At 66.8% G+C, this 25584-nt stretch carries 26 protein-coding genes and 1 tRNA gene; 13 read left to right on the forward strand and 14 right to left on the reverse strand.

The features are described 5' to 3' along the window. Positions 1-74: 74 nt before the first annotated feature. From ACGGKE_RS13875 to ACGGKE_RS13900, 6 genes are all read left to right on the forward strand, one after another. Complete coding sequence (locus ACGGKE_RS13875) at positions 75-1040, forward strand: YihY/virulence factor BrkB family protein (RefSeq protein ID WP_394438744.1); 966 nt, start codon at positions 75-77, stop codon at positions 1038-1040. Further along, a complete protein-coding gene (gene fabI, locus ACGGKE_RS13880) occupies positions 1037-1843 on the forward strand; it encodes an enoyl-ACP reductase FabI (RefSeq protein ID WP_394438745.1) in 807 nt (268 codons plus the stop codon). Before ACGGKE_RS13875 ends, fabI begins: the two co-directional genes overlap by 4 nt. Positions 1844-1949: 106 nt before the next feature. Next, complete coding sequence (locus ACGGKE_RS13885) at positions 1950-2339, forward strand: endonuclease domain-containing protein (RefSeq protein WP_394438747.1); 390 nt, start codon at positions 1950-1952, stop codon at positions 2337-2339. After that, the gene (aroC, locus tag ACGGKE_RS13890) at positions 2336-3418 is read left to right on the forward strand and encodes a chorismate synthase (protein WP_394438748.1); all 1083 of its coding nucleotides are present in this window, start codon (positions 2336-2338) and stop codon (positions 3416-3418) included. Before ACGGKE_RS13885 ends, aroC begins: the two co-directional genes overlap by 4 nt. Before the next feature lie 298 nt (positions 3419-3716). Then, positions 3717-5498, forward strand: coding sequence for an SLC13 family permease (locus tag ACGGKE_RS13895; protein ID WP_394438749.1), 1782 nt, complete (start codon positions 3717-3719; stop codon positions 5496-5498). A gap of 78 nt (positions 5499-5576) precedes the next feature. Continuing rightward, positions 5577-6362 (forward strand): PhzF family phenazine biosynthesis protein, encoded by a 786-nt coding sequence (locus tag ACGGKE_RS13900; protein ID WP_394438750.1) that lies wholly within the window; start codon positions 5577-5579, stop codon positions 6360-6362. Here ACGGKE_RS13900 and ACGGKE_RS13905 read toward each other — a convergent pair. After that, positions 6359-7483, reverse strand: a complete 1125-nt coding sequence (locus ACGGKE_RS13905; RefSeq protein WP_394438751.1) for a serine hydrolase domain-containing protein — start codon at positions 7481-7483, stop codon at positions 6359-6361. The genes ACGGKE_RS13900 and ACGGKE_RS13905 overlap by 4 nt on opposite strands. Before the next feature lie 37 nt (positions 7484-7520). Here ACGGKE_RS13905 and ACGGKE_RS13910 point away from each other — a divergent pair, with 37 nt between their 5' ends. From ACGGKE_RS13910 to ACGGKE_RS13920, 3 genes are all read left to right on the forward strand, one after another. After that, positions 7521-7841: a hypothetical protein gene (locus tag ACGGKE_RS13910; RefSeq protein WP_394438752.1), complete on the forward strand. Its 321-nt coding sequence runs from the start codon at positions 7521-7523 to the stop codon at positions 7839-7841. Between the two features lie 297 nt (positions 7842-8138). Then, the gene (gene recQ / locus ACGGKE_RS13915; protein WP_394438753.1) at positions 8139-9914 is read left to right on the forward strand and encodes a DNA helicase RecQ; all 1776 of its coding nucleotides are present in this window, start codon (positions 8139-8141) and stop codon (positions 9912-9914) included. A gap of 73 nt (positions 9915-9987) precedes the next feature. Next, on the forward strand, positions 9988-10416 hold the full coding sequence (locus ACGGKE_RS13920) for a TIGR01244 family sulfur transferase (RefSeq protein ID WP_394438754.1): 429 nt from the start codon (positions 9988-9990) through the stop codon (positions 10414-10416). A gap of 21 nt (positions 10417-10437) precedes the next feature. On the opposite strand, the gene dmeF is transcribed toward ACGGKE_RS13920, so the two are convergent. Then, positions 10438-11421, reverse strand: coding sequence for a CDF family Co(II)/Ni(II) efflux transporter DmeF (gene dmeF, locus ACGGKE_RS13925; RefSeq protein WP_394438756.1), 984 nt, complete (start codon positions 11419-11421; stop codon positions 10438-10440). Continuing rightward, positions 11418-11690: a metal/formaldehyde-sensitive transcriptional repressor gene (locus tag ACGGKE_RS13930; protein ID WP_228164735.1), complete on the reverse strand. Its 273-nt coding sequence runs from the start codon at positions 11688-11690 to the stop codon at positions 11418-11420. Before ACGGKE_RS13930 ends, dmeF begins: the two co-directional genes overlap by 4 nt. 89 nt (positions 11691-11779) lie before the next feature. On the opposite strand from ACGGKE_RS13930, the gene crtY reads away from it, so the two are divergent. From crtY to ACGGKE_RS13950, 4 genes are read left to right on the forward strand one after another with little or no spacing between them, the layout of a single operon-like run. Further along, complete coding sequence (gene crtY / locus ACGGKE_RS13935) at positions 11780-12928, forward strand: lycopene beta-cyclase CrtY (RefSeq protein ID WP_394438758.1); 1149 nt, start codon at positions 11780-11782, stop codon at positions 12926-12928. Continuing rightward, positions 12928-14415 (forward strand): phytoene desaturase, encoded by a 1488-nt coding sequence (locus ACGGKE_RS13940; RefSeq protein ID WP_394438759.1) that lies wholly within the window; start codon positions 12928-12930, stop codon positions 14413-14415. The genes crtY and ACGGKE_RS13940 overlap by 1 nt, the downstream gene beginning before the upstream one ends. Beyond that, on the forward strand, positions 14416-14997 hold the full coding sequence (locus ACGGKE_RS13945; RefSeq protein WP_394438760.1) for a TIGR00730 family Rossman fold protein: 582 nt from the start codon (positions 14416-14418) through the stop codon (positions 14995-14997). Between the two features lie 54 nt (positions 14998-15051). Next, positions 15052-16041 carry a phytoene/squalene synthase family protein gene (locus tag ACGGKE_RS13950; RefSeq protein ID WP_394438761.1) on the forward strand — a complete coding sequence of 330 codons (990 nt, stop codon included), beginning with the start codon at positions 15052-15054 and terminating at the stop codon, positions 16039-16041. Between the two features lie 143 nt (positions 16042-16184). On the opposite strand, the gene ACGGKE_RS13955 is transcribed toward ACGGKE_RS13950, so the two are convergent. The 11 genes from ACGGKE_RS13955 to lptB form a co-directional block, all read right to left on the reverse strand. Beyond that, the gene (locus tag ACGGKE_RS13955) at positions 16185-17519 is read right to left on the reverse strand and encodes an ammonium transporter (protein WP_394442034.1); all 1335 of its coding nucleotides are present in this window, start codon (positions 17517-17519) and stop codon (positions 16185-16187) included. A 13-nt stretch (positions 17520-17532) separates the two neighbouring features. Then, on the reverse strand, positions 17533-17871 hold the full coding sequence (locus tag ACGGKE_RS13960) for a P-II family nitrogen regulator (RefSeq protein ID WP_004209785.1): 339 nt from the start codon (positions 17869-17871) through the stop codon (positions 17533-17535). Between the two features lie 155 nt (positions 17872-18026). Beyond that, complete coding sequence (locus ACGGKE_RS13965; RefSeq protein WP_394438762.1) at positions 18027-18602, reverse strand: DUF924 family protein; 576 nt, start codon at positions 18600-18602, stop codon at positions 18027-18029. 88 nt (positions 18603-18690) lie between these two features. Then, the gene (gene tldD / locus ACGGKE_RS13970; RefSeq protein ID WP_394438763.1) at positions 18691-20133 is read right to left on the reverse strand and encodes a metalloprotease TldD; all 1443 of its coding nucleotides are present in this window, start codon (positions 20131-20133) and stop codon (positions 18691-18693) included. Between the two features lie 45 nt (positions 20134-20178). Then, positions 20179-20406 carry a zinc-finger domain-containing protein gene (locus tag ACGGKE_RS13975; protein ID WP_228164728.1) on the reverse strand — a complete coding sequence of 76 codons (228 nt, stop codon included), beginning with the start codon at positions 20404-20406 and terminating at the stop codon, positions 20179-20181. A gap of 47 nt (positions 20407-20453) precedes the next feature. Then, entirely contained in the window at positions 20454-20621 is a 168-nt protein-coding gene (locus tag ACGGKE_RS13980) for a hypothetical protein (RefSeq protein ID WP_394438764.1), read from the reverse strand. 148 nt (positions 20622-20769) lie between these two features. Further along, positions 20770-20845: transfer RNA gene (locus tag ACGGKE_RS13985), tRNA-Val, on the reverse strand. A 50-nt stretch (positions 20846-20895) separates the two neighbouring features. Further along, positions 20896-21900 carry a winged helix DNA-binding protein gene (locus ACGGKE_RS13990; protein ID WP_394438765.1) on the reverse strand — a complete coding sequence of 335 codons (1005 nt, stop codon included), beginning with the start codon at positions 21898-21900 and terminating at the stop codon, positions 20896-20898. Between the two features lie 234 nt (positions 21901-22134). Continuing rightward, the gene (locus tag ACGGKE_RS13995; RefSeq protein ID WP_394438766.1) at positions 22135-22986 is read right to left on the reverse strand and encodes a D-amino-acid transaminase; all 852 of its coding nucleotides are present in this window, start codon (positions 22984-22986) and stop codon (positions 22135-22137) included. A 142-nt stretch (positions 22987-23128) separates the two neighbouring features. Beyond that, positions 23129-24643, reverse strand: a complete 1515-nt coding sequence (gene rpoN / locus ACGGKE_RS14000) for an RNA polymerase factor sigma-54 (protein ID WP_394438768.1) — start codon at positions 24641-24643, stop codon at positions 23129-23131. A 45-nt stretch (positions 24644-24688) separates the two neighbouring features. Next, complete coding sequence (gene lptB, locus ACGGKE_RS14005) at positions 24689-25474, reverse strand: LPS export ABC transporter ATP-binding protein (protein ID WP_394438769.1); 786 nt, start codon at positions 25472-25474, stop codon at positions 24689-24691. Between the last annotated feature and the right edge of the window lie 110 nt (positions 25475-25584).

The following is a 25584-nucleotide window of genomic DNA, read 5'->3' on the forward strand; positions in this document are numbered from 1 at the left end:
CGCAGCGCTTGCGCCCGCCGCGGCGGAGCGGCGGCGATCCGCGTCCGCCCGTTGCGACGCGTCGCTGACCGCGCATGCCGATGCCCTCGCCCCTGTCGCCCGAGCAGCGTCGCCAGATGGCGCGGGAGGCGCGGGCGCATTTCCATCGGCAGATCGACCGGGTCCGCCCCGGATCGCATCTGTTCGAAGTCGCCAAGCGTGTGGCCATCGGCACCTATAGCGACGGCTTCATTCACGCCGGCAATCTTGCCTATCTGTCGCTGCTGACGCTGTTCCCCTTCTTCATCGTCGCGGCGGCGGTGGCGAGCATATTCGGCCGCACGCAGGACGGCGTCGCTGCGGTCAATGCCTTCCTCTATACCGTGCCGCCGGGCGTCGCCGATGTGGTGCGACAGCCGATCAGCGACGTCCTGACCGCGCGCAGCGGACCGTTGCTCTGGCTGGGCGGGCTGGTCGGGCTGTGGACCGTCGGCAGCCTGATAGAAACGATCCGCGACATATTGCGCCGCGCCTATGGCACGCGGAGCACCAAGCCCTTCTGGCGCTACCGCCTCGGCGCGATCGGCATCACCTTGGTCAGCGTCTTCGCGGTCATGTTCGCCTTCTCGCTTCAGATCGTGATCACCGGCGTCGACCAGTTCCTGCACCGCATCCTGCCCTGGGCGGACGAGGCGATCGCGCTCGTCGCCTCCGCCCGGCTGGTGCCGATGGGCATCTTGTGCGTCGCCCTCTGGTCGCTCTATGTCGCGCTGACCCCCACGGCTTACAAGGATCGCTGCTTTCCCAAATGGCCGGGCGCGATCGCGACCGCGCTCTGGTGGTATGGAACGGTGTTGCTGCTGCCGCCCACCTTGTCGCTGCTGGGCGGCTATGGGCGTACCTATGGCAGCCTTGCAGGCGTCATGATCACGCTCATTTTTTTCTTTCTCGTGGGGCTCGGCGTGGTAATTGGCGCCGAATTGAACGCGGCGCTGGCGGAATTTCCCGAAGAGGAGGCTGACGCGACTGCGCAGGACAAAGGGAACGGAACGACGATATGACAGGCTTGATGACAGGAAAGCGCGGCCTCATCATGGGGCTGGCCAACGACAAGTCGCTGGCCTGGGGCATCGCCAAGCAGTTGCACGCCCAGGGCGCGGAACTCGCCTTCTCCTATCAGGGCGATGCGCTGGCCAAGCGCGTGCGGCCGCTCGCCGAGCAAGTCGGCTCCGACTTCCTGATCGATTGCGACGTCACCGACATGGACAAGCTCGACGCCGCCTTCGCGGAAATCGAAAACCGCTGGGGCGGGCTCGACTTCGTCGTCCACGCGATCGGCTTTTCAGACAAGAATGAGCTGCGCGGCCTCTATGTCGACACCAGCCTCGACAATTTCCTGCTGACCATGAACGTATCGGCCTACAGCTTCGTCGCCGTTACCAAGCGTGCCCGCGCGCTGATGCCCAATGGCGGCAGCATCCTGACGCTCAGCTATTATGGCGCGGAAAAGGTCATTCCGCATTATAACGTCATGGGCGTGGCCAAGGCGGCGCTGGAAACCAGCGTCAAATATCTGGCGATGGACCTGGGTCCCGAAAACATCCGGGTCAACGCCATCTCCGCCGGCCCGATCAAGACGCTCGCCGCCAGCGGCATCGGCGATTTCCGCTACATCCTCAAATGGAACGAGCTGAACTCGCCGCTACGCCGCAACGTGACGATCGAGGATGTGGGCGGCGCGGGCCTCTATCTCCTGTCCGACCTGGCGGCTGGCGTGACCGGCGAAATTCATCATGTCGATGCCGGCTACAATGTCATCGGCATGAAGGCCGAAGACGCCCCGGACATCGCGCTGGACAAGTGAATCCAGATCCCCTCTCCCCTCGGGGGAGAGGGAGGGGCCCGCCGCGAAGCGGTGGGAAGGTGAGGGGGCAATGCGACGACCCGATCCTGACCGGCCAGAGTCCCTGATGAGGGTTCGCGCCTTGCGTCGCGATCCGACTCAACCGGAAAAAAGGCTCTGGGCTAAGCTGCGCAACCGGCAGCTCGGCGGGATCAAATTCCATCGCCAAGTCTGGCTATGTGCTTACATCGCGGATTTTTATGCCGCCGACCTCAAGCTGGTCATTGAAGTTGACGGTGATAGTCATGCCGCTAGGGAAGCAGCCGATCAGCATCGGTCGCAGGTTTTGCGAGGGGCAGGCTTCCATGTGCTGCGCTTCTGCAATGCGGATGTGATGCATAATCTGGACGGGGTGTTGGAGACGATTTTGATGACGGCGCGTGGAAACCCCTCACCCTCCCACTCGGCTCCGCCGAGCGGGTCCCTCCCTCTCCCTCAAGGGGAGAGGGGGCAATGAGTTTCAACAGTTTCGGTCGCGTGTTCCGCTTCACCACCTGGGGTGAAAGCCATGGGCCTGCCATCGGCGCGGTGGTCGATGGCTGCCCGCCCGGCCTGGCGCTGAGCGAGGCGGACATTCAGCCCTGGCTCGACCTGCGCAAGCCCGGCACATCCAAATTCACCACTCAGCGGCGCGAGCCCGACGCCGTGCGCATCCTCTCCGGCGTGTTCGAAGGGCGCACGACCGGCACGCCGATCAGCCTGATGATCGACAATACCGACCAGCGCTCAAAGGATTATTCTGACGTCGCCAAGGCGTATCGCCCCGGCCATGCCGACTATGCCTATGACGCCAAATATGGCTTTCGCGACTATCGCGGCGGCGGCCGGTCGTCAGCGCGCGAAACCGCCAGCCGCGTGGCGGCCGGCGCTGTGGCGCGCGCCGTCATCCCCGACGTCGATATCTTCGCCTATGTCAGCGAAATCGGCGGCGACGGAATCGACCATGCGAATTTCGATCCCGCCCAGATCGCCGAAAACCCGTTCTTCTGCCCCGACGCGCAGGCAGCCCAGCGCTGGGAAAAGCTGGTCGATGACGCGCGGCTGCACGGCTCATCGCTCGGCGCTGTCGTCGAATGCGTGGCCGCGGGCGTGCCCGCCGGCTGGGGCGCGCCGCTCTATGCCAAGCTCGACAGCGAACTGGCCGCCGCGATGATGAGCATCAACGCGGTCAAGGGCGTGGAGATTGGCGATGGCTTTGCCGCCGCGCGCCTGCGCGGCGAGCAGAATGCCGATCCGATGCGCCCGGGCGCCGATGGTCCGACCTTCCTGGCCAATCATGCGGGCGGCATCGCCGGCGGCATTTCGACCGGCCAGCCGATCAAGCTGCGCGTCGCCTTCAAGCCCACCAGTTCCATCCTCATCCCCGTCGACACGGTGACCCGCGAAGGGGAAGCCTCGCAGATCATCACCAAGGGCCGGCACGATCCGTGCGTCGGCATCCGCGGCGTGCCGGTGGTGGAAGCGATGATGGCGCTGGTCCTGGCCGACCAGAAGCTGCTCCACCGCGCCCAGTGCGGCGACCGCGCGGCCGACTGACGCGCCGAAGCGCGCCAATCGCGCGCCGAATGCGTGCTTCGGGCAGGACGACTCGCCTCTGTTACGCTAGGATGACATCCAACGCCCGCGGGAGGGCGTGCGGCAGCGCGTAAGCCTGGGGAGCGTCACTGCGCATCCATGCGTTTTTCCTGGAAAACGCTGCGATGAAAAAGCGCGGATTGACGGTCAAAGCGTCCCCTGAACGCCGCGACACGGGCCAGCCATGCAACCATGGCTGGCCCATTTCGTTGTCGGTGGCTAAAACGCAGGTTCGAGCGTTCCAGGGGGCCACCGCCAGATGCATTTCATGTCCGCGCTTTTGGGTGTCTATCGCGCGGAAATCGGCCTCGTCATCCTTGCGCTGATGTTCGTGGAGTTTGTCCGCGAACGCTATTCGCCCACGGTGGTGTCCGTGCTGGGCGCCTGCGCCTATGCCGCGCTGGGGCTGCTCGATGAAAAGGGGCTGTTTTCCGTTTTCTCCAACAGCGCGCCGCTGACCATCGGTGCGATGTTCGTGCTGGCGGGCGCGCTCATTCGCACCGGCACCATCAACCGCGCCGCCGATTTCGTGATGAAGCGAGCGGAAAAGCATCCGCGCCTCGCGATCGTCGAAGTCATGCTGGGCGCGACGCTCGCCTCCGCCTTTCTCAACAACACGCCGGTCGTGGTCGTGCTGATCCCGATCATCTTCAAATTGTCGCAAGTGACGGGCGTCCCGCTCAAGAAGCTGATGATGCCGCTCAGCATCGTTGCCGTCCTGGGCGGCTGCATCACGCTCATCGGCACATCGACCAACCTCATCGTCGCAGGCATCGCGGCGGACCAGGGGATGACGCCCTTCGGCATCTTCGACATCACGCCCTTCGGCATCGCCGGAACGGTGGCGGGGCTGGCGGCGCTCGTCGGTTTGTCTTTCCTGCTGCCAAGCGACCCGCCCGCCATTTCCGGTCAAGATGGCGGCAATGCCCAGGATTATCTCACCGAATTGGTCGTGTCGCATGACAGCGAATATATCGGTCGAAAGATCGGCGCGCTCACCATGTTCGGCCGCTCGGCGGCGCTGCTGGGCCTCAAGCGGGCGGGCGAAATCCGGCGCGGCGACTTGTCGGAGGAGGAATTGCACGCCGGCGACCGGCTGATCGTCCGCGCCGACGGCACCGCGATCATGACGCTGCGCGAATCGGGCCATTTCGAACTCGGCATCGCCGCCGATTCCGAAACCTCCGGCCGCGAAGGCACAGTGATCGAGGCCATGGTCGCGCCCAGCCACCCCTCCATCGGCGAGCGTCTGGCCGACATTCCCTTTCTCCACGCGCTGCGCGTCCGGATCATCGGCATCAACCGCGCGCGGCATCTGCCCGGGCCTACTCTCGCCGAAGCGCGCATCCGCGGCGCCGATCGGCTGCTGATCGCGGGCAGCGACGATGCGATGCGTTCGCTGCGGGACAATCCCAACCTGATGGGCGTCGACATCAGCCGCACCCGCGCCTTCCGCCGCAACAAGGCGTGGATCGCCATCCTCGCCATGGCGCTGGTCATCCTGCTCTCAGCCTTCGACGTCATCGGCATCGGCCTGGCCGCCATCATTGCCGTGGGCGTGATCCTGGCGACGCGCTGCATCGATGCGGAGGAAGCCTGGGGCGCGATCGACGGCGATGTGCTGGTGCTGATCTTCGCCATGCTGGCGGTCGGCGTTGCGCTGGAACAGGCCGGCAGCGTCGCGATGATGGTCGGCTGGATCACGCCGCTGATGCAGGTTGCGCCGCCCTGGGCGTTGATCTTCATCGTCTATTTCGCCGCGCTGATCCTGTCGGAATTGCTCAGCAACAATGCGGTCGCGGCGCTCATGACGCCCATCGTGATCGCGCTGGCGCATCAGCTTCAGGTCGATGCCCGGCCGCTGGTGATCGCGCTGATGATCGGGGCGTCCGCCTGTTTCGCGACGCCGATCGGTTACCAGACCAATGCCCTCGTCTATGCCGCGGGCGACTATCGCTTCGCCGATTTCGTGCGCATCGGCGTGCCGCTCAACATTATCGTCGGCCTTGCCGTCTGCGGCGCGCTGGTGCTGCTGGGCTGAACGGCCATTGCGGACGGGCCGGCCCTGTCCCGCCGTCGCGGGGCAAGGCAGAAGAGCGCGAACGAAAGGAATGCCCGCATGACCAGCCTGCCCTTCACTCAGGTCGACGCCTTCGCCAACGCGCCCTTCAGCGGCAACCCGGCCGCCGTCATCCCGCTCGACGCCTGGCTCGACGTCGCGACGCTGCAGGCGATCGCCGAGGAAAACAACCTCTCCGAAACCGCCTTCACCGTCGCCACCCCCGATGACCCGGAGGCCGATTTCGCGCTGCGCTGGTTCACGCCCCAGGTGGAGGTGAAGCTGTGCGGCCATGCCACGCTGGCGAGCGGCCATGTGCTGATGCAGGGCGATCATGTCCGCTTCCGCACGCGTCATGCCGGCGTGCTCACCGTGTCACGCGCGGGGGAGGGCTATGCCCTCTCGCTGCCGGCCTGGGCGATGGCGCCGCGCGATCTGCCCGATCTTGCCCAGGGCCTGGGCGGTGCGGCGCTGGAATCGCATTGGCGCGACGGCGGCTACAGCCTCTTCCTCTTCCCCGACGAAGCCGCCGTGCGCGCGCTGACGCCCGATTTCGCCGCGCTGCGGGCTCAGGGCGACATCATGCTGATCGCCACCGCGCCGGGCGCGGACAGCGACATCGTCAGCCGCGTCTTCGTCCCCGGCGGCGGGGTGGACGAGGATCCGGTGACCGGATCGGCCCATTGCCTGCTCACCCCCTTCTGGGCGGAGCGGCTCGGCAGGACGCGCATCAGCGCGGTGCAGGCGTCCGCCCGCGGGGGCCGGATCGGCTGTGCGCTCGACGGCGACCGCGTCCTCCTCACCGGCGCATGCCGCACGGTGATCGAGGGGCGTTTCCTGCTCTAGCCCGGGAACAGCCCCATCAGCCGCGCCAGCCCCGCGCGCACCGCGCGGCGCTGCTCCTTGCGCGGCGACATGCCGATGCGCACCACGGTCAGCCGCTGCGACGGCGAAATCAGGATATATTGCCCATTATGCCCGACGCAGCCGAACAGGCTCTCGGGCGCCTGGCCGGGCATCAGCGCACTGACGTCGCTTGGGCGGTTCAGCCAGATATGCAGCCCATAGGCCGGGTTGCGCCGCGACGGCGTGGTCATGAGGTCGATCCATTTTTCCGGCAGGATCTGGTGTCCCGCCGGGGTGCGGCCGCGCCGGCGCAGCAATTCGCCGAAGCGGCCATAGTCGCGCGCGGTCATGTGCAGGAAGCTGCCGCCGATCATCGTGCCATGCGCATCATATTCGGGCGTCAGGCTCGGCAGGTTGCCCGGCGCCTTCAACCGTCCTTCGATGAATGTCTGCATCGCGCGCCGGCGCACGTCCGGCGCCTCGCTGTTGGTCAGCATCCGCGTCATCAGGTCCGACAGGATCATCGTGCTGCCCGTCGAATAGGCGAAGCTTTCGCCCGGCGCTCGCGCCAGCGGCTTCGCTTCGGCATAGGCGGCCATGTCCCGCGCGCCGTCCTGGAACAGCATCCGCACCGTGTCGCCCGCCGTCACCGGCTCGCCATCCTCGACATGGTCGATGCCCGAACTCATCGTCAGCAACTGGCGCAGCGTGATCGTGCCGCGCGGATCGCCCGGCTGGCTCCACGCCGGCACCGGCACCGGCGCATCCAGCGCCAGCCGCCCGTCCGCGACCATCAGCCCCACCAGCACGCCGGTCACGCTCTTGGCCATCGACCAGGACAGCAATTTCGTGTCGGGGCCGAAACCCGGCGCGTAGCGTTCGGCGACCACCGCGCCGTCGCGCAGGACCAGCAGCGCGCGGGTCTGGCCCATCACGTCTTCCTCGAACAGCGGGTCGATCGCGGCGCGCAGCGCGCTTTCGCTCACGATGGCATCGTCCGCGACGGCGTAAAGCGGCTCGGCCTGGGGGGCGGCGCGTCCGGCCAGGCTGCCCGCCAGGATCAACGCGACAAGGCCCGCGCCGATGCCAAGGCGCTTTACGATTCGGCTTTCGATCTGCATAAGCCGGCGCCCTTACAGGCAGGCGCGGGAAAGGGCCATGGCGGTTCGACGGAAATGGTGGATCGGGGCGGCATTGATCGTCCTCATGCTTCTGGGCCTGCTCGCCTGGAACTGGACGACGCTCAGCGCGCGCGCGCGCCTGGGCGCCGCCTATGGCGCGCGCATCGGCTGCTCCTGCCGCTATGTCGAAGGACGGGCCATGGGCAGTTGCGCCGATGACAAGGAACCGGGCATGGCGCTCGTCAAGCTGACCGACGTGCCGGACGAGCGCGCCGTCAAGGCCAGCGTCCCGCTGCTCGCCGCCCGCACCGCGCGCTTCAAACCCGGCTGGGGCTGCCTGCTCGATCCAGCCGGCTGACCTGCCGATCCTGTTTCGACCGTGGATCATGTCGCGCGCTGCCGCGTTGGCCCCCTATTGATAACAGGAAAGCCGTCATGCCCCATCATACCGAAAAGACGCCGAAAACCGCCACGCGCACCCTCGGCATCTACATGATCATCGCCTTCGTGCTGGCCATTGCCCTGGCCGTCGCCTGGGTCGCGATGCACGGCTGACTCGGGCGGGCGCGGCCTGGCGCCTTCGAGCCTGCGCCCAGAACACAGCTTCTGCCCGACCACCCTAGCCCCGCCGCGCGCCAGTCGCTAAGGCCGCCCGATGGCGCGCGACATTCCCACGCTTCTGCACGATATCTTCGGCTTCACCGCATTCCGCGGTGTGCAGGAACAGGTGGTCGGCCGCGTCATGGCGGGCCGGCCGACGCTGGCCATCATGCCTACGGGCGCGGGCAAGTCGCTTTGCTACCAACTTCCCGCCGCCGCGCTTGACGGCTGCTGCATCGTCGTCTCGCCGCTCATCGCCCTCATGCATGATCAGCTTCGCGCCGCCAATGCAGTGGGCCTGCGCGCTGCAAGCCTCACCAGCGTCGACGCCGACTGGCGCGAGACGCAGGATCGCCTGCGCCAGGGCGAACTCGATCTTCTCTACGTCGCGCCCGAACGCGCGAGCGGGGAGGGGTTTCGCGCCCTGCTGCGCGCGGCGAAGATCGCGCTCTTCGCCATCGATGAAGCCCATTGCGTATCCGAATGGGGCCATGATTTCCGCCCCGACTATCGGCTGCTGCGCCCGCTGCTGGACGAATTTCCGGATGTGCCGCGCCTGGCGCTCACCGCGACCGCCGACGCGCATACGCGGCGGGACATTCTGGTGCAGCTGGGCATTCCCGAAGACGGCCTCATCATCTCGGGCTTCGACCGACCCAATATCCGCTATGCCGTGCATCCTCGCGAAGGGCTGACGCGCCAGCTCGCCGATATGCTCGGCCAGCATCCCGGGCCCGGCGTCGTCTATGCCCAGACTCGCGCCGCGACCGAGAAACTGGCCGAGACGCTGGGGCGGGGCGGCCGCGCCGTGCGCGCTTATCATGCCGGCATGGACCCGGCCCAGCGCGCCGCCAACCAGGCCGCCTTCATCGCCAGCGAGGATATGGTGATGGTCGCCACCGTCGCCTTCGGCATGGGGATCGACAAGCCCGACGTGCGCTTCGTCGCCCATGCGGGCCTCCCCAAGTCGATCGAGGGCTATTATCAGGAATCGGGCCGCGCCGGGCGCGACGGCGAACCGGCGGTCGCGCACCTCTTCTGGGGCGCGGAGGATTTCGCCCGCGCCCGGATGCGCATCGCCGAACTGGAGCCGGCGCGCCAGCAGGGCGAGCGCGCTCGCATCGCCGCACTTGGCGCGCTGGTCGAAACGGCGACTTGCCGCCGCGCGATCCTGCTGCGCCATTTCGGCGAGGACCCGCCGCCGACCTGCGGCAATTGCGACAATTGCCTCTCGCCCCCCGCCAGCGTCGATGCGACGGAAACCGCGCGCAAATATCTCTCCGCTGTCTATCGCACTGGCCAGAGCTTTGGCGCGGGGCATATCGAAGCGGTGCTGACCGCCGCGCCCAACGACAAGGTGCGCGAGCGCGGCCATGACCGCATTTCGGTCCACGGCATCGTCAGTGGCGATGAAACCGCGCTGCTGCGTCCGGTGCAGCGAGCGCTCCTGGTCCGCGACGCGCTGGAAACGACCGAGCATGGCGGGTTGATGCTCGGCCCGAATGCGCGGCCGATCCTGCGCGGGGAGGCGGAAGTGCGCATCCTGGTGCCGCCCCGGCGCGAACGGCGGGGGCGGCGCAACGCCCGCAACGGCGCGGACGCCAACCCCGTCGGCGATCCGCTGTTCGACGCCCTGCGCGCGTGCCGCCGCGAACTGGCGCAGGAGAGCGGGGTGCCGCCCTATGTCATCTTCCACGATTCCACCCTGCGCGAAATGGCCGAGCAGCGCCCGTCGACCATCCGCGAAATGAGCCATATCAGCGGCATCGGCCAGAAGAAGCTCGATGCCTATGGCGACGCCTTCCTCGCCGCGATCCGCCCCTTCCTGTAAGAACCAGGCGCGCGTTCCACTCTTGAATCCGCGCCCGTCCCGGCGCATGGCTCGCGGCAGAAGGAGAAAGTCCATGTTCCGCTCGCTCACCGATAGCATTCTTGTGGCGCCGCAGATCAGCGTCGATGACGTGGCGGAGGCGCAGGCGCAGGGTGTGACGATGATCGTCAACAACCGCCCCGATGATGAGGAGCCGGGCCAGGTCAACGGTGCGCAGATCGAGGCGGCGGCGCTCAAGGCGGGGATCGACTATATCGCCGTTCCGGTCGCGCATGGCGGCTTTGCGCCGTGGCAGCTGGATGGCATGGCGCAGGCGCTGGAGCAGGCGGGAGACGGCAAGCTGCTGGCCTATTGCCGCTCGGGCACGCGCAGCACCTTGCTGTGGGCGCTCACGCGCGCGCGGGCGGGCGATCATCCCGATGTGCTCGCCGCGCAGGCCGCCGCCGCCGGCTATGACATCAGCCCGGTGCGCCAGATCATGGATGCGCTGAAGCCGCAATAAGGCCGCATGCCGCGCGGCCTTTCAGCCGCACTCCACCGTCACATGCTCCATCCGCGGCAGCGCGCGGATCCGCGTGCGCACCGCATCGCCGTCGGCGCCTGGCGCCAGGCTCAGGATCGCGGCATGGGCATGGGGACCGATGCGCCAGACATGCAGGTCGCGGATGGTCGCGCCTTCGGCCTCCGCTTCCAGTCGCACCCGCGCCATCAGTGCCGGCTCTGCGGTGTCGAGCAGGATCGCGGCGGTGTCCTGCATCAGCCCCCAGGACCAGCGCGCGATCACCACCGCGCCCAGCAGCCCGACCGCCGGGTCCATCCAGCCCCAGCCCAGATAGCGCCCGGCGAGCAGCGCCGCGATCGCCAGCACCGACGTCAGCGCGTCGGTCAACACATGCACATAGGCGGCGCGCAGATTATTGTCGGCATGGGCATGGCCGTGCCCGTCGCCCTCGCCATGGCTATGGTCATGCCCCAGCAGCAGCGCGCTCAGGATGTTGATGACCAGGCCGATGACCGCCACCAGCGTCGCTTCGCCGAACGCCACGTCGATCGGCTCAAAGAAGCGCATGATCGATTCGATCGCGATGAACAGGGCGGTGACGCCCAGCAGCAGCGCCGATGCGAAACCCGACAGGTCGCCGACCTTGCCCGTGCCGAACGTGTAGCGCGGGTTGCGAGCGTGCCGCCGCGCATAGCCGTAGGCGGCGGCCGCCACCGCCAGCGCGCCCGCATGGGTCGCCATGTGAAATCCGTCCGCCAGCAGCGCCATCGATCCCGTCAGCCAGCCAAAGCCGATTTCGACCAGCATCGTCGCCGCGGTCAGCCACACCACCCACAGCGTCCGCCGCGCATTGCGATCATGCCCGGCGGACAGGTAGATATGGTCGAAATAATGGCTCTCCTCCGCCTCGCCGGGCGTGGCGGCGGGAAGGGAATGGTCATGCCCATGGTCGTGCCCATGACCATGGTGATGGCTGTGCCCGTGATGGGGATCGTGCATCGTCATTTCCCGTACCGCCGGATCAGCGCCAGCATCTCCTCGGCGGCGGCCGCGCGCGCGGCGTCGGTCATGCCGGGCCGCGCGACATGCTCGCGCATATGCTGCTCGATCAGCTCTTCCATCAGGCTGCCCACCGCCCCCCGCACGGAAGCGACCAGTTGCAGCGTCTCCGAACAGCCGGCGTCGCCCGCCAGCTGACGCTCGACCGCCGCGACCTGGCCGGCGATCCGCCGGACCCGCGCCAGCAGTTTCTCTCGATCCGCGATAATATGCATAGCATACCCCCCTATACTATTATCGCCTTTCTGCCAAGGCTGCGCAGGCGATGCTATCGCCCTGCCGTGCGACCCTCTATCAAGGGCCGATGAGCAACGACATGCACTGCGACCTGGCGATAATCGGCGGCGGACTGGCCGGTGGCCTGGCCGCGCTCGCGCTGGCGGCGCTGCGGCCCGATCTGTCGCTGCTGCTGGTCGAGCGAGGCGACGCGCCCGGTGGCAACCATATCTGGTCCTTCTTCGACGGCGACGTGGCGGCGCAGGATCGCTGGCTGGTGGAACCGCTCATCGCCCATCGCTGGCCGCAGGGACATGCCGTGATCTTCCCCGGCTATCGCCGCGACCTGCCGACACCGTATAACAGCGTCACATCTGTCGCTTTCGCTGTCCATCTTCGTTCCGTCCTGGGGGATCGCCTGCTGACCGGCGTGGATGTCGCCGCGCTTGCGCCCGACCGGGTGACGCTAGCCGATGGCCGCAGCATTCGCGCACAAGCGGTGCTCGATGCGCGCGGTCTCGGCGACCTGTCGGCGCTTCATTGCGGCTGGCAGAAATTCGTCGGCCACGCCCTGCGCTGCGATGCGTCCCATGGCGTCGAGCGCCCCGTCATCATGGACGCCAGCGTCGAACAGCTGGACGGCTACCGCTTCGTCTATCTCCTCCCCTGGGACGATCACACCATCTTCGTCGAGGACACTTATTACAGCGATACGCCCGATCTGGACGGCGCCGCGCTGGACGACCGCATCGCCGCCTATGCGGCCGCAAGGGGCTGGCGCGCGCACAGCGTGCATCGCGAACAGGGCGTGCTGCCCGTGGTCCATGGCGGCGACTTCGACCTTTACTGGGCGGCCAGCGATCCCGTCGCCCGCGCCGGCGTGCGCGCGGGCCTGTTTCAGCCGATGACCGGCTATTCGCTGCCCGACGCGGTGCGATTCGCGCTCTGGCTGGCGCGCCAGCCGCTCGACGGCCTGCCCGCCGCCACGCGCGCCCATGCGCGGGCTCATTGGCGGCAGGGCGGTTATTACCGGATGCTGGGCAAGATGCTGTTTGGCGCCGCCCCGCCGCCGGAGCGTTGGCGCATCTTTTCCCGCTTTTACGGCCTCGATCCCGCCCTCATCCAGCGCTTCTACGCCGGCCGATCGACACTGGCCGACCGCATCCGCATCTTGTGCGGCAAGCCCCCGGTCCCCATAAGGAGCGCCATGCGAACCTTGCTGAACCCGCCCGGCTGATGGCCAGAAGCGCAATCGTCATCGGCGCGGGCTTTGGCGGCCTGGCGCTCGCCATTCGCCTGCAATCCGCCGGCGTCCACACCACGCTGGTCGAAGCGCGCGATCGTCCCGGCGGCCGCGCCTATATGTGGGAACGGGACGGCTTCACCTTCGACGCCGGTCCCACCGTCATCACCGATCCCGACTGTCTGGCCGAGCTGTGGCGCCTGTCGGGCCACGACATGGCGCAGGACGTGACGCTGATGCCGGTCTCGCCCTTCTATCGGCTCAACTGGCGCGACGGCACCAATTTCGATTATTCCAACAATGAAGCCGCGCTGCGCGCGGAGATCGCCCGGCTCGATCCCGGCGATGTCGCGGGCTATGAGCGTTTCTGCGACTATGCCGCCGGCGTGTATGAAGAGGGCTATCGCAAGCTCGGCCATGTCGCCTTCCTCGATTTCGCCTCCATGGTGCGCGCCGCGCCGGCGCTCGCCAAGCATCAGGCCTGGCGCTCGGTCTATTCGGTCGTCGCCTCCTTTGTGAAGAATGAGAAGCTGCGCGAGGCGCTGTCCTTCCACACGCTGCTGGTTGGCGGCAATCCGATGAAGACCAGCGCCATCTATGCGCTGATCCACAAGCTCGAAAAGGATGGCGGCGTCTGGTTCGCGCGCGGCGGCACCAACCGGCTGGTGCAGGGCATGGCGACGCACTTTGAACGGCTCGGCGGCACCCTGCGTCTGGGCGACGCGGTGACGCGGATCGAAACCTATGGCGACAAGGCCACCGCCGTCCACACCGCCTCGGGCTGGCGGGGGGAGGCCGACGCCGTCGCCTCCAACGCGGACCTGATGCACAGCTATCGCGACCTGCTCGGCCAGCATCCGCGTGGGCAAAAGCAGGGCGAAAAGCTGGCCGCCAAGCGCTGGTCGCCCAGCCTCTTCGTCCTGCATTTCGGCATCAAGGGCAGCTGGCCGGGTATTCCGCACCATATGATCCTGTTCGGCCCGCGCTATGAAGGGCTGCTGACCGACATTTATGATCATGGCGTGCTGCCGCAGGATTTCTCGCTCTACCTCCACCACCCGACCGTCACCGACCCGTCGATGGCGCCGGACGGCCATTCGACCTTCTATGCGCTCGCCCCGGTGCCGCACATGGGCAAGCTGCCGATCGATTGGGATCGGTTCGCCCCGGTCTATGCCGAACGCATATTGGACGAGATCCAGCATCGGCTGATCCCCGACATACGCTCGCGCATCGTGACGCAGTTCCACTACACCCCCCGCGACTTCGGCCGCGATCTCGCCGCCCATATGGGCAGCGCCTTCAGCCTGGAGCCGCTGCTGACGCAGAGCGCCTGGTTTCGGGCGCATAATCGCGACGATGTCATTCCCAATCTCTATCTGGTAGGGGCCGGCACCCATCCCGGCGCGGGCATTCCCGGCGTGGTGGGCAGCGCCAAGGCGACCGCGGCGTTGATGCTGGATGATCTGGGCAGGATGTAAATGAAGAGACTGGCAGTCTATTGTGGCTCGGCGACGCCGGCCGACCTTACCTATATCGACGCCGCGCGCCATGTCGGCCGCACCCTCGCGCAGCGCGGCATCGGCGTCGTCTATGGCGGCGGGCGCCTGGGCCTGATGGGCGCGGTGGCGGACGCGGCGCTGGAGGCGGGCGGCGAAGTCATTGGCGTGATCCCCGAAGCCCTGGTCGGCGCGGAAGTCGCGCATCGCGGCTGCACGCAATTGCACGTCGTCCAGACCATGCATCAGCGCAAGCAGCTCTTCACCGACCTGTCCGACGGCTTCGTGACGCTGCCCGGCGGCGTCGGTACGATGGACGAGCTGTGGGAAGCGATCAGCTGGGCGCAGCTTGGCTATCATGAAAAGCCGGTCGGCCTGCTCAACGTCGCCGGCTTCTACGACCAGCTGATCGGCTTCAACCGGCAGATGGTGCAGGCGGGCTTCATCCGCCCGCAGCATGCCGGCATCCTGCTGCATGCGGACGCCATCGACGCGCTGCTCGACGCCATGGCCGCCTATCAGCCGCATGAGACCATCTTCGCCATGAAGGCGGCGCGGCTTTGAAATAATATTCCCCGCCCGCTTGCGGGCGGGGTGAGGGGAGGGCATGTCCGCTTCATGGACTTAACAGGCCCTCCCCCGGCCCCTCCCGCAAGCGGGAGGGGGGGATTAGACCGCGCTGCCCTTGTCACTCATGCGCGCGACAGCATCGCGCGCGGGTCGAAATCCTTCGCCATGGCGTCCAAGCTGTTCGATCCCGTGACTCGGGAGCGCGCCTGGCTGCTCTATGCCTGGTGCCGCAAATGCGACGACATCGCCGATGGGCAGGATCATGGCGGCGCGATGCGCAGCGTGCCCGATGCGCAGGCGCGCCTGTCGGAAATGCGGGTGCTGACCGACCGGGCGCTGCGAGGCGAGCCCACCGGCGATCCGGCCTTTGACGGCTTCGGGGTGGTCATGCGCGAATGCCGCATACCGGCGCGTTACGCCCAAGACCTGATCGAGGGCTTCGCGCTGGACGCGCGCGACTGGCGGCCCCGCAGTCAGGATGACATGCTGCGCTATTGCTATCATGTCGCCGGCGCGGTCGGCTGCATGATGGCGGTGCTGATGGGCGTCGATCCCGACGACCAGGCGACGCTCGATCGCGCATGCGACCTGGGCCTGGCCTTTCAGCTCGCCAATATCGCCCGCGACATTTGCGAAGATGAAGCCGCCGATCGCTGCTATCTGCCGGTCGAATGGCTGGTTGAAATGGACATGCCGCCCGGCGAGCATATGAAGCCGTGGGTGCGTCCGCGGCTCTCCAGACTGGCGCGGCGACTGGCGGACATGGCCGCCGCCTATGAGCAGAGCGCGCGCCATGGCACCGGCGCATTGCCGCCGCGCGCGGCCTGGGCGGTGCTCGCCGCGGCGGGCATTTATGGCGACATCGCGCGGGAAGTCGCCCGGTGCGGCGACCATGCCTGGGACCATCGCGTCGTGACGCCCCGGCGCGACAAGATCGCCTGGGTCGCGCGCGCGGGGCTGCAGGTCATCGGCCGCGCCCGCCGCTGGCCGGCGGACGCGCCTCGTTCGCCGGCGCTCTGGACTCGTCCCCGCGACTGACGGCCCGCGCAAAGCTCGATTCGCTCGGCAAAAAAAGGGCCGATGCTTGCGCATCGACCCAGGCATGTTCGCAGGAGGAACATCGGAAGGCGGGGCGACGGCCTGACTGAAAGGCTTGGCCGCCCGGCCAGATCGGTGAAAACTTACGGGTTGTAGGCGCGCTCGCCATGTTCGCCGAGGTCGAGGCCTTCATATTCGACCTCCTGGCTGACCCGCAGGCCAGTGACGGCCTTGGCGATGTAGATGGCGATGGCGGTGCCGATCGCGGCCCAGATGATGGTGGTGACGGTGGCCAGCAGCTGCGTCACGACCTGGCTGCCGATGGCGAAGTCGTCGCCGCCCGGGCCGCCAAGCGCCGGCGAATAGACGATGCCGGTGCCGATCGCGCCGATCATGCCGCCGATGCCATGGATGCCGAAGGCGTCCAGGCTGTCGTCATAGCCAAGCTTCGGCTTGAGGACGGTGACGGCGTAGAAGCAGATGATGGAGGCGACGGCGCCCAGCACGATCGCGCCGAACGGCCCCGAATTGCCGGCCGCCGGGGTCACCGCGACCAGGCCGGCGATGATGCCCGAGCAGAAGCCCAGCGCCGATCCCTTGTGCCCGTTCAGCCGCTCGGCGAGCATCCAGAACAGACCGGCCGAAGCGGTGGCGACGAAGGTGTTGATCATCGCGAGCGCGGCCGAGCCATTGGCTTCCAGCGCGGAGCCGGCGTTGAAGCCGAACCAGCCGACCCACAGCAGGCCGGTGCCGACCGCGGTCAGCGTCAGGCTGTGCGGGGGCATGGGCTCCTTGGGATAGCCGATGCGCTTGCCGAGGATGAGGCAGGCGACCAGCGCCGACACGCCGGCGTTGATGTGCACCACGGTGCCGCCGGCGAAATCCAGCGCACCCATTTCGAAGAAGAGACCGCCGGCCGCCCACACCATATGCGCGACGGGGAAATAGACGATGGTCAGCCAGACCAGCGCGAAGACCATCACCGCCGAAAATTTGATGCGCTCGACAACCGAGCCCAGCACCAGCGAGACGGTGATTGCCGCAAAGGTCATCTGGAAGCAGACGAACACATATTCGGGGATGACGACGCCATCGGTGAAGGTCGCAGCGGTCGAATCCGGCGTGATGCCGGCCAGGAACAGCTTGGACAGGTCCGAAATGAAGCCGTTGCTGGGACCGGCGAAGGCCAGGCTGTAGCCGTAGATGACCCAGATCAGCATGGCGAAGCAGGTGGCGGCGCCGATCTGCGTCATGACCGACAGCATATTCTTGGTGCGAACCAGACCGCCGTAGAAGAGGGCGAGGCCCGGCAGGATCATCGCCAGCACCAGGATGGTCGACATCATCATCCAGGCGGTGTCGCCCTTGTCGGGTGTCGGCGCGGCGGCGGCCGCCTCCTGCGCCCATGCGGGCAGCGCGGCGAACAGCGACAGGGCGCCAGCCCCCGCCACGCCGCAGAATTTCTTGGAAAAGCTCATCATTCCCCCCTTCTTACAGCGCGGTTTCGCCGGTCTCGCCGGTGCGGATGCGCACGGCCTGCCCGACATCAAGGACGAAGATCTTGCCATCGCCGATGGCGCCCGAATTGGCGGCCGCCTGGGTCGCTTCCACGACGCGCGGCGCAAGGTCGTCGTCGCAGACCACCTCGATCTTGATCTTGGGAACCATGTTCGTGGAATATTCGGCGCCGCGATAGATTTCGGTCTGGCCCTTCTGGCGACCAAAGCCCTTCACTTCGCTGACCGTCATGCCGGCGATGCCGAGCGAGGACAGTGCCTCGCGGACATCGTCAAGCTTGAACGGCTTGATGATAGCCATGACAAGTTTCATGTCGCCCCCTGTGGATGGTGTGCAGGGAACGATCAGCAAGAGCCGTGCCAAAACGCTAAAGACCCATTAACGGGCCTTTACTGCCAGGCGTCGCTCGTCCGGCCGCCGAAAAAATGGGCAGCCTGGCGCTCCTGCTCAAAAAATGGGCATGCTTCCTACCAGTCGCTGCCTTCCGCCACCGCCTCGGCCTCTTCGAGCAGCGTTTCGCGGCCCAGCGCGGCATTGCGATGTGGAAAGCGGCCGAAGCGCTGGATCATGGCGTGATGCTGGCGCGCGAAGTCGATCGCGTCTGCGTCGCCCGTGCCCTCGATCAGGGTCACCGCCATCTCCTGATCCTCCAGCGCCTCGCTATGCTGGAAGGGCATGTAGAAGAACAGCCGCCCGGCGCCACCGATCTGGATGTCATAACCATGGGCGATGGCGCCGCGCGCGATGTCGCGCGCCAGCGCATCGGTATCGAAGGCCTGCCCCGTTCCTCGGAACATGTTGCGCGGCAACTGATCGAACAGCAGCACCGCCGCCAGCGCGTCATCCGCGCGATCGAGAAAGGTCTCGGCGGGAAGCGCCTGCTTTTCCCTCCACAATGCCTTATATTCGGCCAGGCAGCGCTGATCCAGCGCTGGGTCATGGCTCCACCATCCGCTTTCCCCGACCTGGTTGAACCAGAAATCGAGCAGGGCGGCCGCCCAGTCGGCGGTAACGGCGTCATGGCTGTCGGTCAGCATGTTCATGCAGAACCAATGAAGAACCGCGGCTCTGGTTCCGCCATTCGAGGGGCCGAGGGCTCCGTCGGGCGCAGTCCCGGCGGAAAACCGCTCGTCAGGCGGCGGTGCCGCCTACCGTCAGCCCTTCCATCAGCAGTGTTGGCTGGCCGACACCGGCCGGCACGCTCTGCCCGCCCTTGCCGCACATGCCGATGCCTTCATCCAGCGCCCAGTCATTGCCGACGCCGATCACCTTGGTGAGCGCGGTCGGCCCATCGCCGATCAGCGTCGCGCCCTTGATCGGGTCGCCCAGCTTGCCATTCTCGACCTTATAGGCCTCGGTGCAGGAAAAGACGAACTTGCCGGACACAATGTCGACCTGCCCGCCGCCGAAGCTCTTGGCGAAGATCCCGCTCTTCATGCCGCCCAGCATCTCTGCGGGGTCATCCTGGCCACCCTTGATGAAGGTGTTGGTCATGCGCGGCATGGGGGCATGGGCGTAGCTTTCGCGGCGACCATTGCCGGTGGGCGCGACGCCCATCAGCCGAGCATTCAGCCGATCCTGCATATAGCCGCGCAGGATGCCGTCCTCGATCAGGATGTTTTCCTGCGTCGGCGTCCCTTCGTCGTCGATCGACAGCGAACCGCGCCGGTCCATGATGCTGCCATCGTCGACCACGGTGACGCCCGGCGCGGCGACTCGCTCGCCGATGCGACCGGAAAAGGCGCTGGTCCCCTTGCGGTTGAAATCGCCTTCCAGCCCATGGCCGATCGCTTCGTGCACCAGGACGCCGGGCCAGCCCGGGCCCAGCAGCACCGTCATTTCGCCGGCGGGCGCCGCGACCGATCGCATGTTGACGCGCGCTTGCGCCAGCGCCTCGTCGATCGCGCGGTTCCACACCGCCTTGTCCATCACCTGGTCGTAGAGATAGCGGCCGCCGATGCCGAACACGCCGGTTTCACGGCGACCATTTTCCTCCAGGATGATGGAGACGTTGAGCCGCACCAGCGGGCGAACATCGGTCGCGGTGAACCCGTCGGCGCGGACGATCTCGACCACCGACCAGCTGCCCGCCAGGCTCACCGATACTTGGGCCACGCGCGGATCGCGCGCGCGGGCGGCGGCGTCGATCTCGGCGCACAGCGCGACCTTCTCGGCGAAGGGCACGATTTCGAGCGGATTGGCGTCGGTATAGAGATGGCGATTGGTGCGCTGCGGGGGCGGAGCGGGCTGTCCCTTGGCGGGATCGAGCAGGGTGAGCGTCTGCGCCGCCTTTGCAATCGCCGCTTCGCTCAAATCATTGGCATGAGCAAAGCCGGTCATCTCGCCCGACACGCCGCGCAGGCCAAAGCCCGCATCGGTCGAATAGTCGGCGGTCTTCAGTCGCCCGTCGTCGAAGCCAAAGCTCTCGCTGGCACGATATTGCAGATAGAGTTCGCCGTCGTCGCACTGGCTGAGTGCCTGCGCGGTCAGGCGGCGCGCGCCATCGGGATCGAGCAGGCCGGGACGGTAGAGAAGGCCGCGGGCGTCGGTGAACAGGGATGCGGTATCGGTCATCCGCCTGATATAGGCGCGCGCCGGCTCGATCCCAACAGAAAAGCTTTAGAGGCTGGCGCCCGATGCGATGTCCGGCTTCGTGGCGACGTCGGGCGTGTCCGCGACGCCGCCGATCAGCACGAAGCGACGGTCGCAATAGCCGCAATCGACATAGCCATGCTCGTCGATTTCCAGGAACACGCGCGGGTGGCCGAGCGCGGCGGGAATATCCCCCGAACCGTCACAGGACACGCGGGGCTTGGAGACTCGGATGATTTCGGGCGGCTGGATCATGGGAAGCGGAATTAGCAGCGGCTGCGGTGCGCCGCAATATGCCCCGTCTACATGCGCGGCGGCAGGATGCGGCCGCAGGGAGTGTTCCTGGCGGAGCCCTCCGCTTTGGCCAGCGCCGTCCACGCGCCGCAGTCCCGCGTCGCCATCACCGCCAGGGGTGACAGCATCAGCAGCACGGGCAGGATCGCGCCGGCAAGAGAAAAGGCAAAGGGCATGCGACAGGATTGCGCGCGCCATGCTTGCTCCAGCCTGAACGTTATGCCGTCGGACTGAGGCGCTTTCCTGCTGGCGAAACTTGCAGGGGGTGATGCGGGAAGACCGCCCCAGTTCCTGACACTCTCGCGGATGCCATCTTCGGCAAAATGGTGGGCGATGACGGGCTCGAACCGCCGACATTCTCGGTGTAAACGAGACGCTCTACCAACTGAGCTAATCGCCCCCGGTCGGGAAGGCGCCTATTGCGGGCAAACGCCGCGCCGGTCAAGCCCTTCAGCTGCTGAGCAGCCGGCGGCTTGCGCCGAACCAGCGCAGCATCGATTCGGCGGTTTCCTGCGCCAGCGATATGAAGACGCGGCGGCCGTCATGCGGGTCGGCATGGCGCTGCACCAGCCCCTTGTCGGTCAGCGTCCGGATCCAGCGCAAGGCTGTGGTCGGCGGTACGGCAGCCGCGATGCAGAGGCTCGATACCGACACGCGCTCCTGCTCCAGCCGCGCCGCCAGCAGGTCGAGCAGCATGTCCCAGGCGGGATCGGCGAACAGGTCGCCGGGCAGGAAATCGGCGCGTATGCGCCGCGCGCGCAGCATGTCGCGCACTTGCTGGGCGGTGACCGCGGGCGTTTCGGCGGGTCGGGCCGGCGGGGCGAAGGGCGTGATTGCCGGCATGCCGATATAGTCGCTGGCGCGGTCGGAAATGCGCGGCCCCAGATCGAAACTGGGCGTCGCCGTCACCTTGGCGCGCTGCGTCAACGCATCGATCGTGCGGGCCAGCCGTCCGACCTCGTCGCTGAGCTGCTGCAACCGCATGGCTTCCCGATCCACTTCGTGCACGCTGCCGCCGATCGGTCGATGCTCGCCAGCCGCCACCAGCGCTGCGGCCAGCTCCACCGGATCAGGATCGCACAATAATTGGCTGTGCGGGCTGCGAAGGCAGGCGAAGGCCAGTTCCACCGTGTCCCAACCCGCAACCAGCACCACCGCCATACCGGTCTGGATCGCCTGCGTCTCGACCTGCACCAGCAGCCGCTCCAGCATCGGGGTCATGGTCGGACAAAAGAGCAGCAGCGAATCGCATTGGGTCTGCGCGTCCAGACGCTCCGCCGCCTCGCTCAGGCCAGTGACGCCCAGCAGGCGCAGATTGGCCGCCTGCGCGATCGGCGCCAGCGCCGCCGTGTCGGCCCAATCGGCGATGATGAGCAGGCTCTGCCGATCGTCGCGCTCGGCGATCGGCTGGGACGCATCGCAAAAGGGCGTCGCGTAGGAAAAATCGTCCATCATGATCCAGTCCCTGTTCTAGCTTCGTTCTGGAGAATAAAGCAAGAACGGATCAGTTCAGCCCAATCCTTCGCCGATGTGGACACGAGTTGGCGATGTCCCCTTCGAAGCGCCTCGGGAGAGACGCCGACCCGGTCCGGAATGGGTCCGCAGTGGCGCGATTGGCGACAGTTTTCCTACGAATTTCCTATCTTCGAATGAGACGTTGATCTTCTCTCCATTTCGGAGTCTTTTCCGTCAAACCCCGGTTTTTCGGGCAAAGTCGATATAGAGTTGCCGCAGGCGCATGGCGAGGGGGCCGGGCGTTCCGTCTCCGATCGCCTGCCCATCGATCCGCACCACCGACTGGCACAGGGTCGACGCGCTGGTGATGAAGGCTTCCTTGGCGTCCATCGCTTCGGCGACGGTGAAGGCGCGGCGCACCACGGCGATGCCGCTTTCCTCCGCCAGCGCAGCCAGCGCCGCGCCGGTGCAGCCGGCAAGCACCGCCTGGCTATAGGGTCGGGTGACGATGCCGTCATCGGTCAGGATGAAGGCCGTGGAGGACGCGCCTTCGGTGACGAAGCCGTCCTCGACCATCCACGCCTCCTGCGCGCCCGCCGCGCGCGCGGCCTGTTTGGCCATGGCCTGGGCGAGCAGGCCGACGCTCTTGATGTCGCGCCGCGCCCAGCGCAGATCGGGCATGGTGGCGACAGCGATGCCGTCGCGGACGGCTGGCACGTCGAGGAAGGGCTTGTCCTGGACGAACAGGAACAGGGTCGGTGCAAGATCCTGCGGCGCGATGAAGTCGCGCGTCCTGTCCGCGCCGCGCGTGACCTGCAGATAGACAAGGCCCTCGCTCAGTCCATTGCGGGCGACCAGTTCCTTCTGCACCGCCTCAATCTCCGCCAGGGGGAGCGGCAGGCGAATGCCGATCGCGCTGGTCGATCGCTCCAGCCGCGCCAGATGCGACGCGCTGTCCACCAGCTTGCCGTCGATGACCGCGGCAACCTCGTAAATACCGTCGGCGAACAGGAAGCCGCGATCCAGCGGCGAGATGCGAGCATCTGCGAGCGGCAGATAGGCGCCGTTCAGATAGGCGACGGACATGAGGCGGAATGATCCCTGGCAACGAGCGATGCCGCTGCTTTTGCCGCTCCCCCGCCCAGGGTCAAGCCACTCCGCAGGTTATGGGCGGCGCAATATCGGTAGAGGTAAGGTTGGCGCATAGTCTGCCCACATCGCGCTCGCCTCAAGCCGCCTTCCCTTTCAACGCTTTCTGCCGGCGGCGCTGCACGGATGAGCCGATGCCCATCGCCTCGCGATATTTGGCGACCGTGCGGCGGGCGATGTCCATGCCCTTGGCGCGCAGCAGGTCGACCAGCGTGTCGTCGGACAGGATGGCCTGCGGGTCCTCGGCGGAAATCAGCGCCTTGATGTGGCTCTTGACCGCTTCTGCCGACACCGCGCCATCACCGCTCGCGGCCGAAACGCCGCTCGAGAAGAAATATTTGAGCTCATAAAGCCCCCGGGGGCAGGACAGATATTTGTTGGATGTGACGCGGCTGACCGTGCTTTCATGCATGCCGATCGCGTCCGCCACGGCCTTGAGCGTCAGCGGCTTGAGATGCGCGACGCCCTTGCGGAAGAATTCCTCCTGCTGGCGCAATATCTCGCTCGCCACCTTGATGATCGTCTTCTGCCGCTGGTCCAGCGCCTTCACCAGCCAATTGGCGCTGGCGAGGCAATCGGCGAGCCACGCCTTGCTGTTCTTGTCCTGCGGTCCGCTCGCCAGTTCGACATAATAGCTGCGGTTGACCAGCACGCGGGGCAGGGTGGCGCTGTTGATCTCGATCGCCCAGCCGTCGCTGGTCGGGCGGATGAACAGGTCGGGCGTCACCGGCGCGGCGCTGGCGCCGGAAAAGCGCAGGCCCGGCTTGGGATCATAGCCGCGCAACTCGGCGATCATGTCCGCCATATCCTCCTCGTCCACGCCACAGATGCGGCGCAGCTGGGGCAGGGCGCCCTTGGCCAGTAGATCGAGATTGGCGAGCAGCCGCGCCATGCACGGGTCGTGACGGTCGGCTTCCTTCGCCTGCAGCGCCAGGCATTCGGACAGCGACCGCGCGCCCACGCCGGTCGGATCGAAGCCATGGATCACCCCCAGCACGCGCTCCACATCGTGCAGCGGTACGCCCAGGCCATGGGCGGTCGTCAGCAGATTCGCCTCCAGATAGCCCGCCTCATCAATCTGGCCGATCAGTTGCGACGCGATCAGCAGGTCCATGCCGGACAAAGCGGCGCGCGCCTGATCCATCAGATGTTCCTGCAGGCTGGCGTCGGGTGCGGCGAAACTGTCGAAATCAGGAGCGTCCTCGGCATAGCCGCCGCCGATCGGGTCCATGCTCCCGCCAGCACCCATGGCTGACGCCATTCGTTCGCCGGGGCCATCGTCGATGAAGGTTTCGGCGCCATGATCGACATCGAGCGGGCTGTCCGCTTCGCCCATGCCCTGCGCGATCAGGTCGTCGCTTGCCCCGCTTTCGGCGGCGAGGACGGGCGCCTCCACCGCGCGGTCGATGCCGTCGGGCGCAGGCGGCCCATCGTCCCTGCCGGTTTCGAGCAGCGGGTTCTTCTCCAGCTCGCCCGCGACGAAGGCCTCGATCTCCAGATTGGACAGCGCCAGCAGCTTGATCGCCTGCTGCAGCTGCGGCGTCATCACCAGAGACTGGCTCTGGCGAATGTCGAGGCGCGGCCCGAGCGCCATCAGCCAGGCGTCCGGTCGGCAGAAAGAGGCCGCCCCCGCGCCATCTTACAGCTGGAAATTTTCGCCCAGATAGAGGCGACGGACGTCAGCATTGGCGACCAGTTCGGTGGGATTGCCCGCGAACAGCACCTGGCCCCCATAGATGATGCAGGCGCGATCGACGATTTCCAGCGTCTCGCGCACATTATGGTCGGTGATGAGGACGCCGATGCCCCGGTTCTTGAGGTCCTTCACCAGGTCGCGAATATCGGCGATAGACAGCGGGTCGATCCCGGCGAAGGGCTCATCGAGCAGCACGATCGAAGGGTTGGCCGCCAGCGCGCGCGCGATTTCGCACCGCCGGCGCTCGCCGCCCGACAACGCCATGGCGGAAGAGTCGCGCAGCCGCGTCAGGCCAAATTCGTCCAGCAGCTGTTCCAGCCGCGCCGCCCGCGCCGCCTTGTCGGGTTCCGCCAGCTCCAGCACGGCGCCGATATTCTGCGCGACGCTAAGGCCCCGGAAGATCGATGTTTCCTGCGGCAGATAACCCAGGCCCAGGATCGCCCGGCGATACATGGGCAGGCCGGTAATGTCCTGCCCGTCCAGCACGATGCGGCCGCGATCGGGGCGCACCAGCCCCATCACCGAATAGAAGCAGGTCGTCTTGCCCGCGCCATTGGGACCAAGCAGGCCGACCACCTCGCCCTTGCCCACGGTCAGGGACACGTCGGACAGGACGACGCGCTTGTCGTAGCTTTTGGCGATCGAGATGACCGACAGCCCATCGCCCACTTCCTGAGGAGCGAGGGGGTGGGCCGGGGTCGGCCGGTCCTGAACGGTCACGTCGTGCATCCTGTCATCCTTCGCGAACCCTGCGGCCGCGCGTCTAGATTGTCGGCCACCCTGCGGTTGGCAAGCTTTGTGCATGGTAACAGCATGGGCGCAAGAGTAAAACCCGCGGC

Source organism: Sphingobium naphthae (assembly GCF_043589935.1).
In the GTDB taxonomy this organism is placed as follows: domain Bacteria; phylum Pseudomonadota; class Alphaproteobacteria; order Sphingomonadales; family Sphingomonadaceae; genus Sphingobium; species Sphingobium naphthae_A.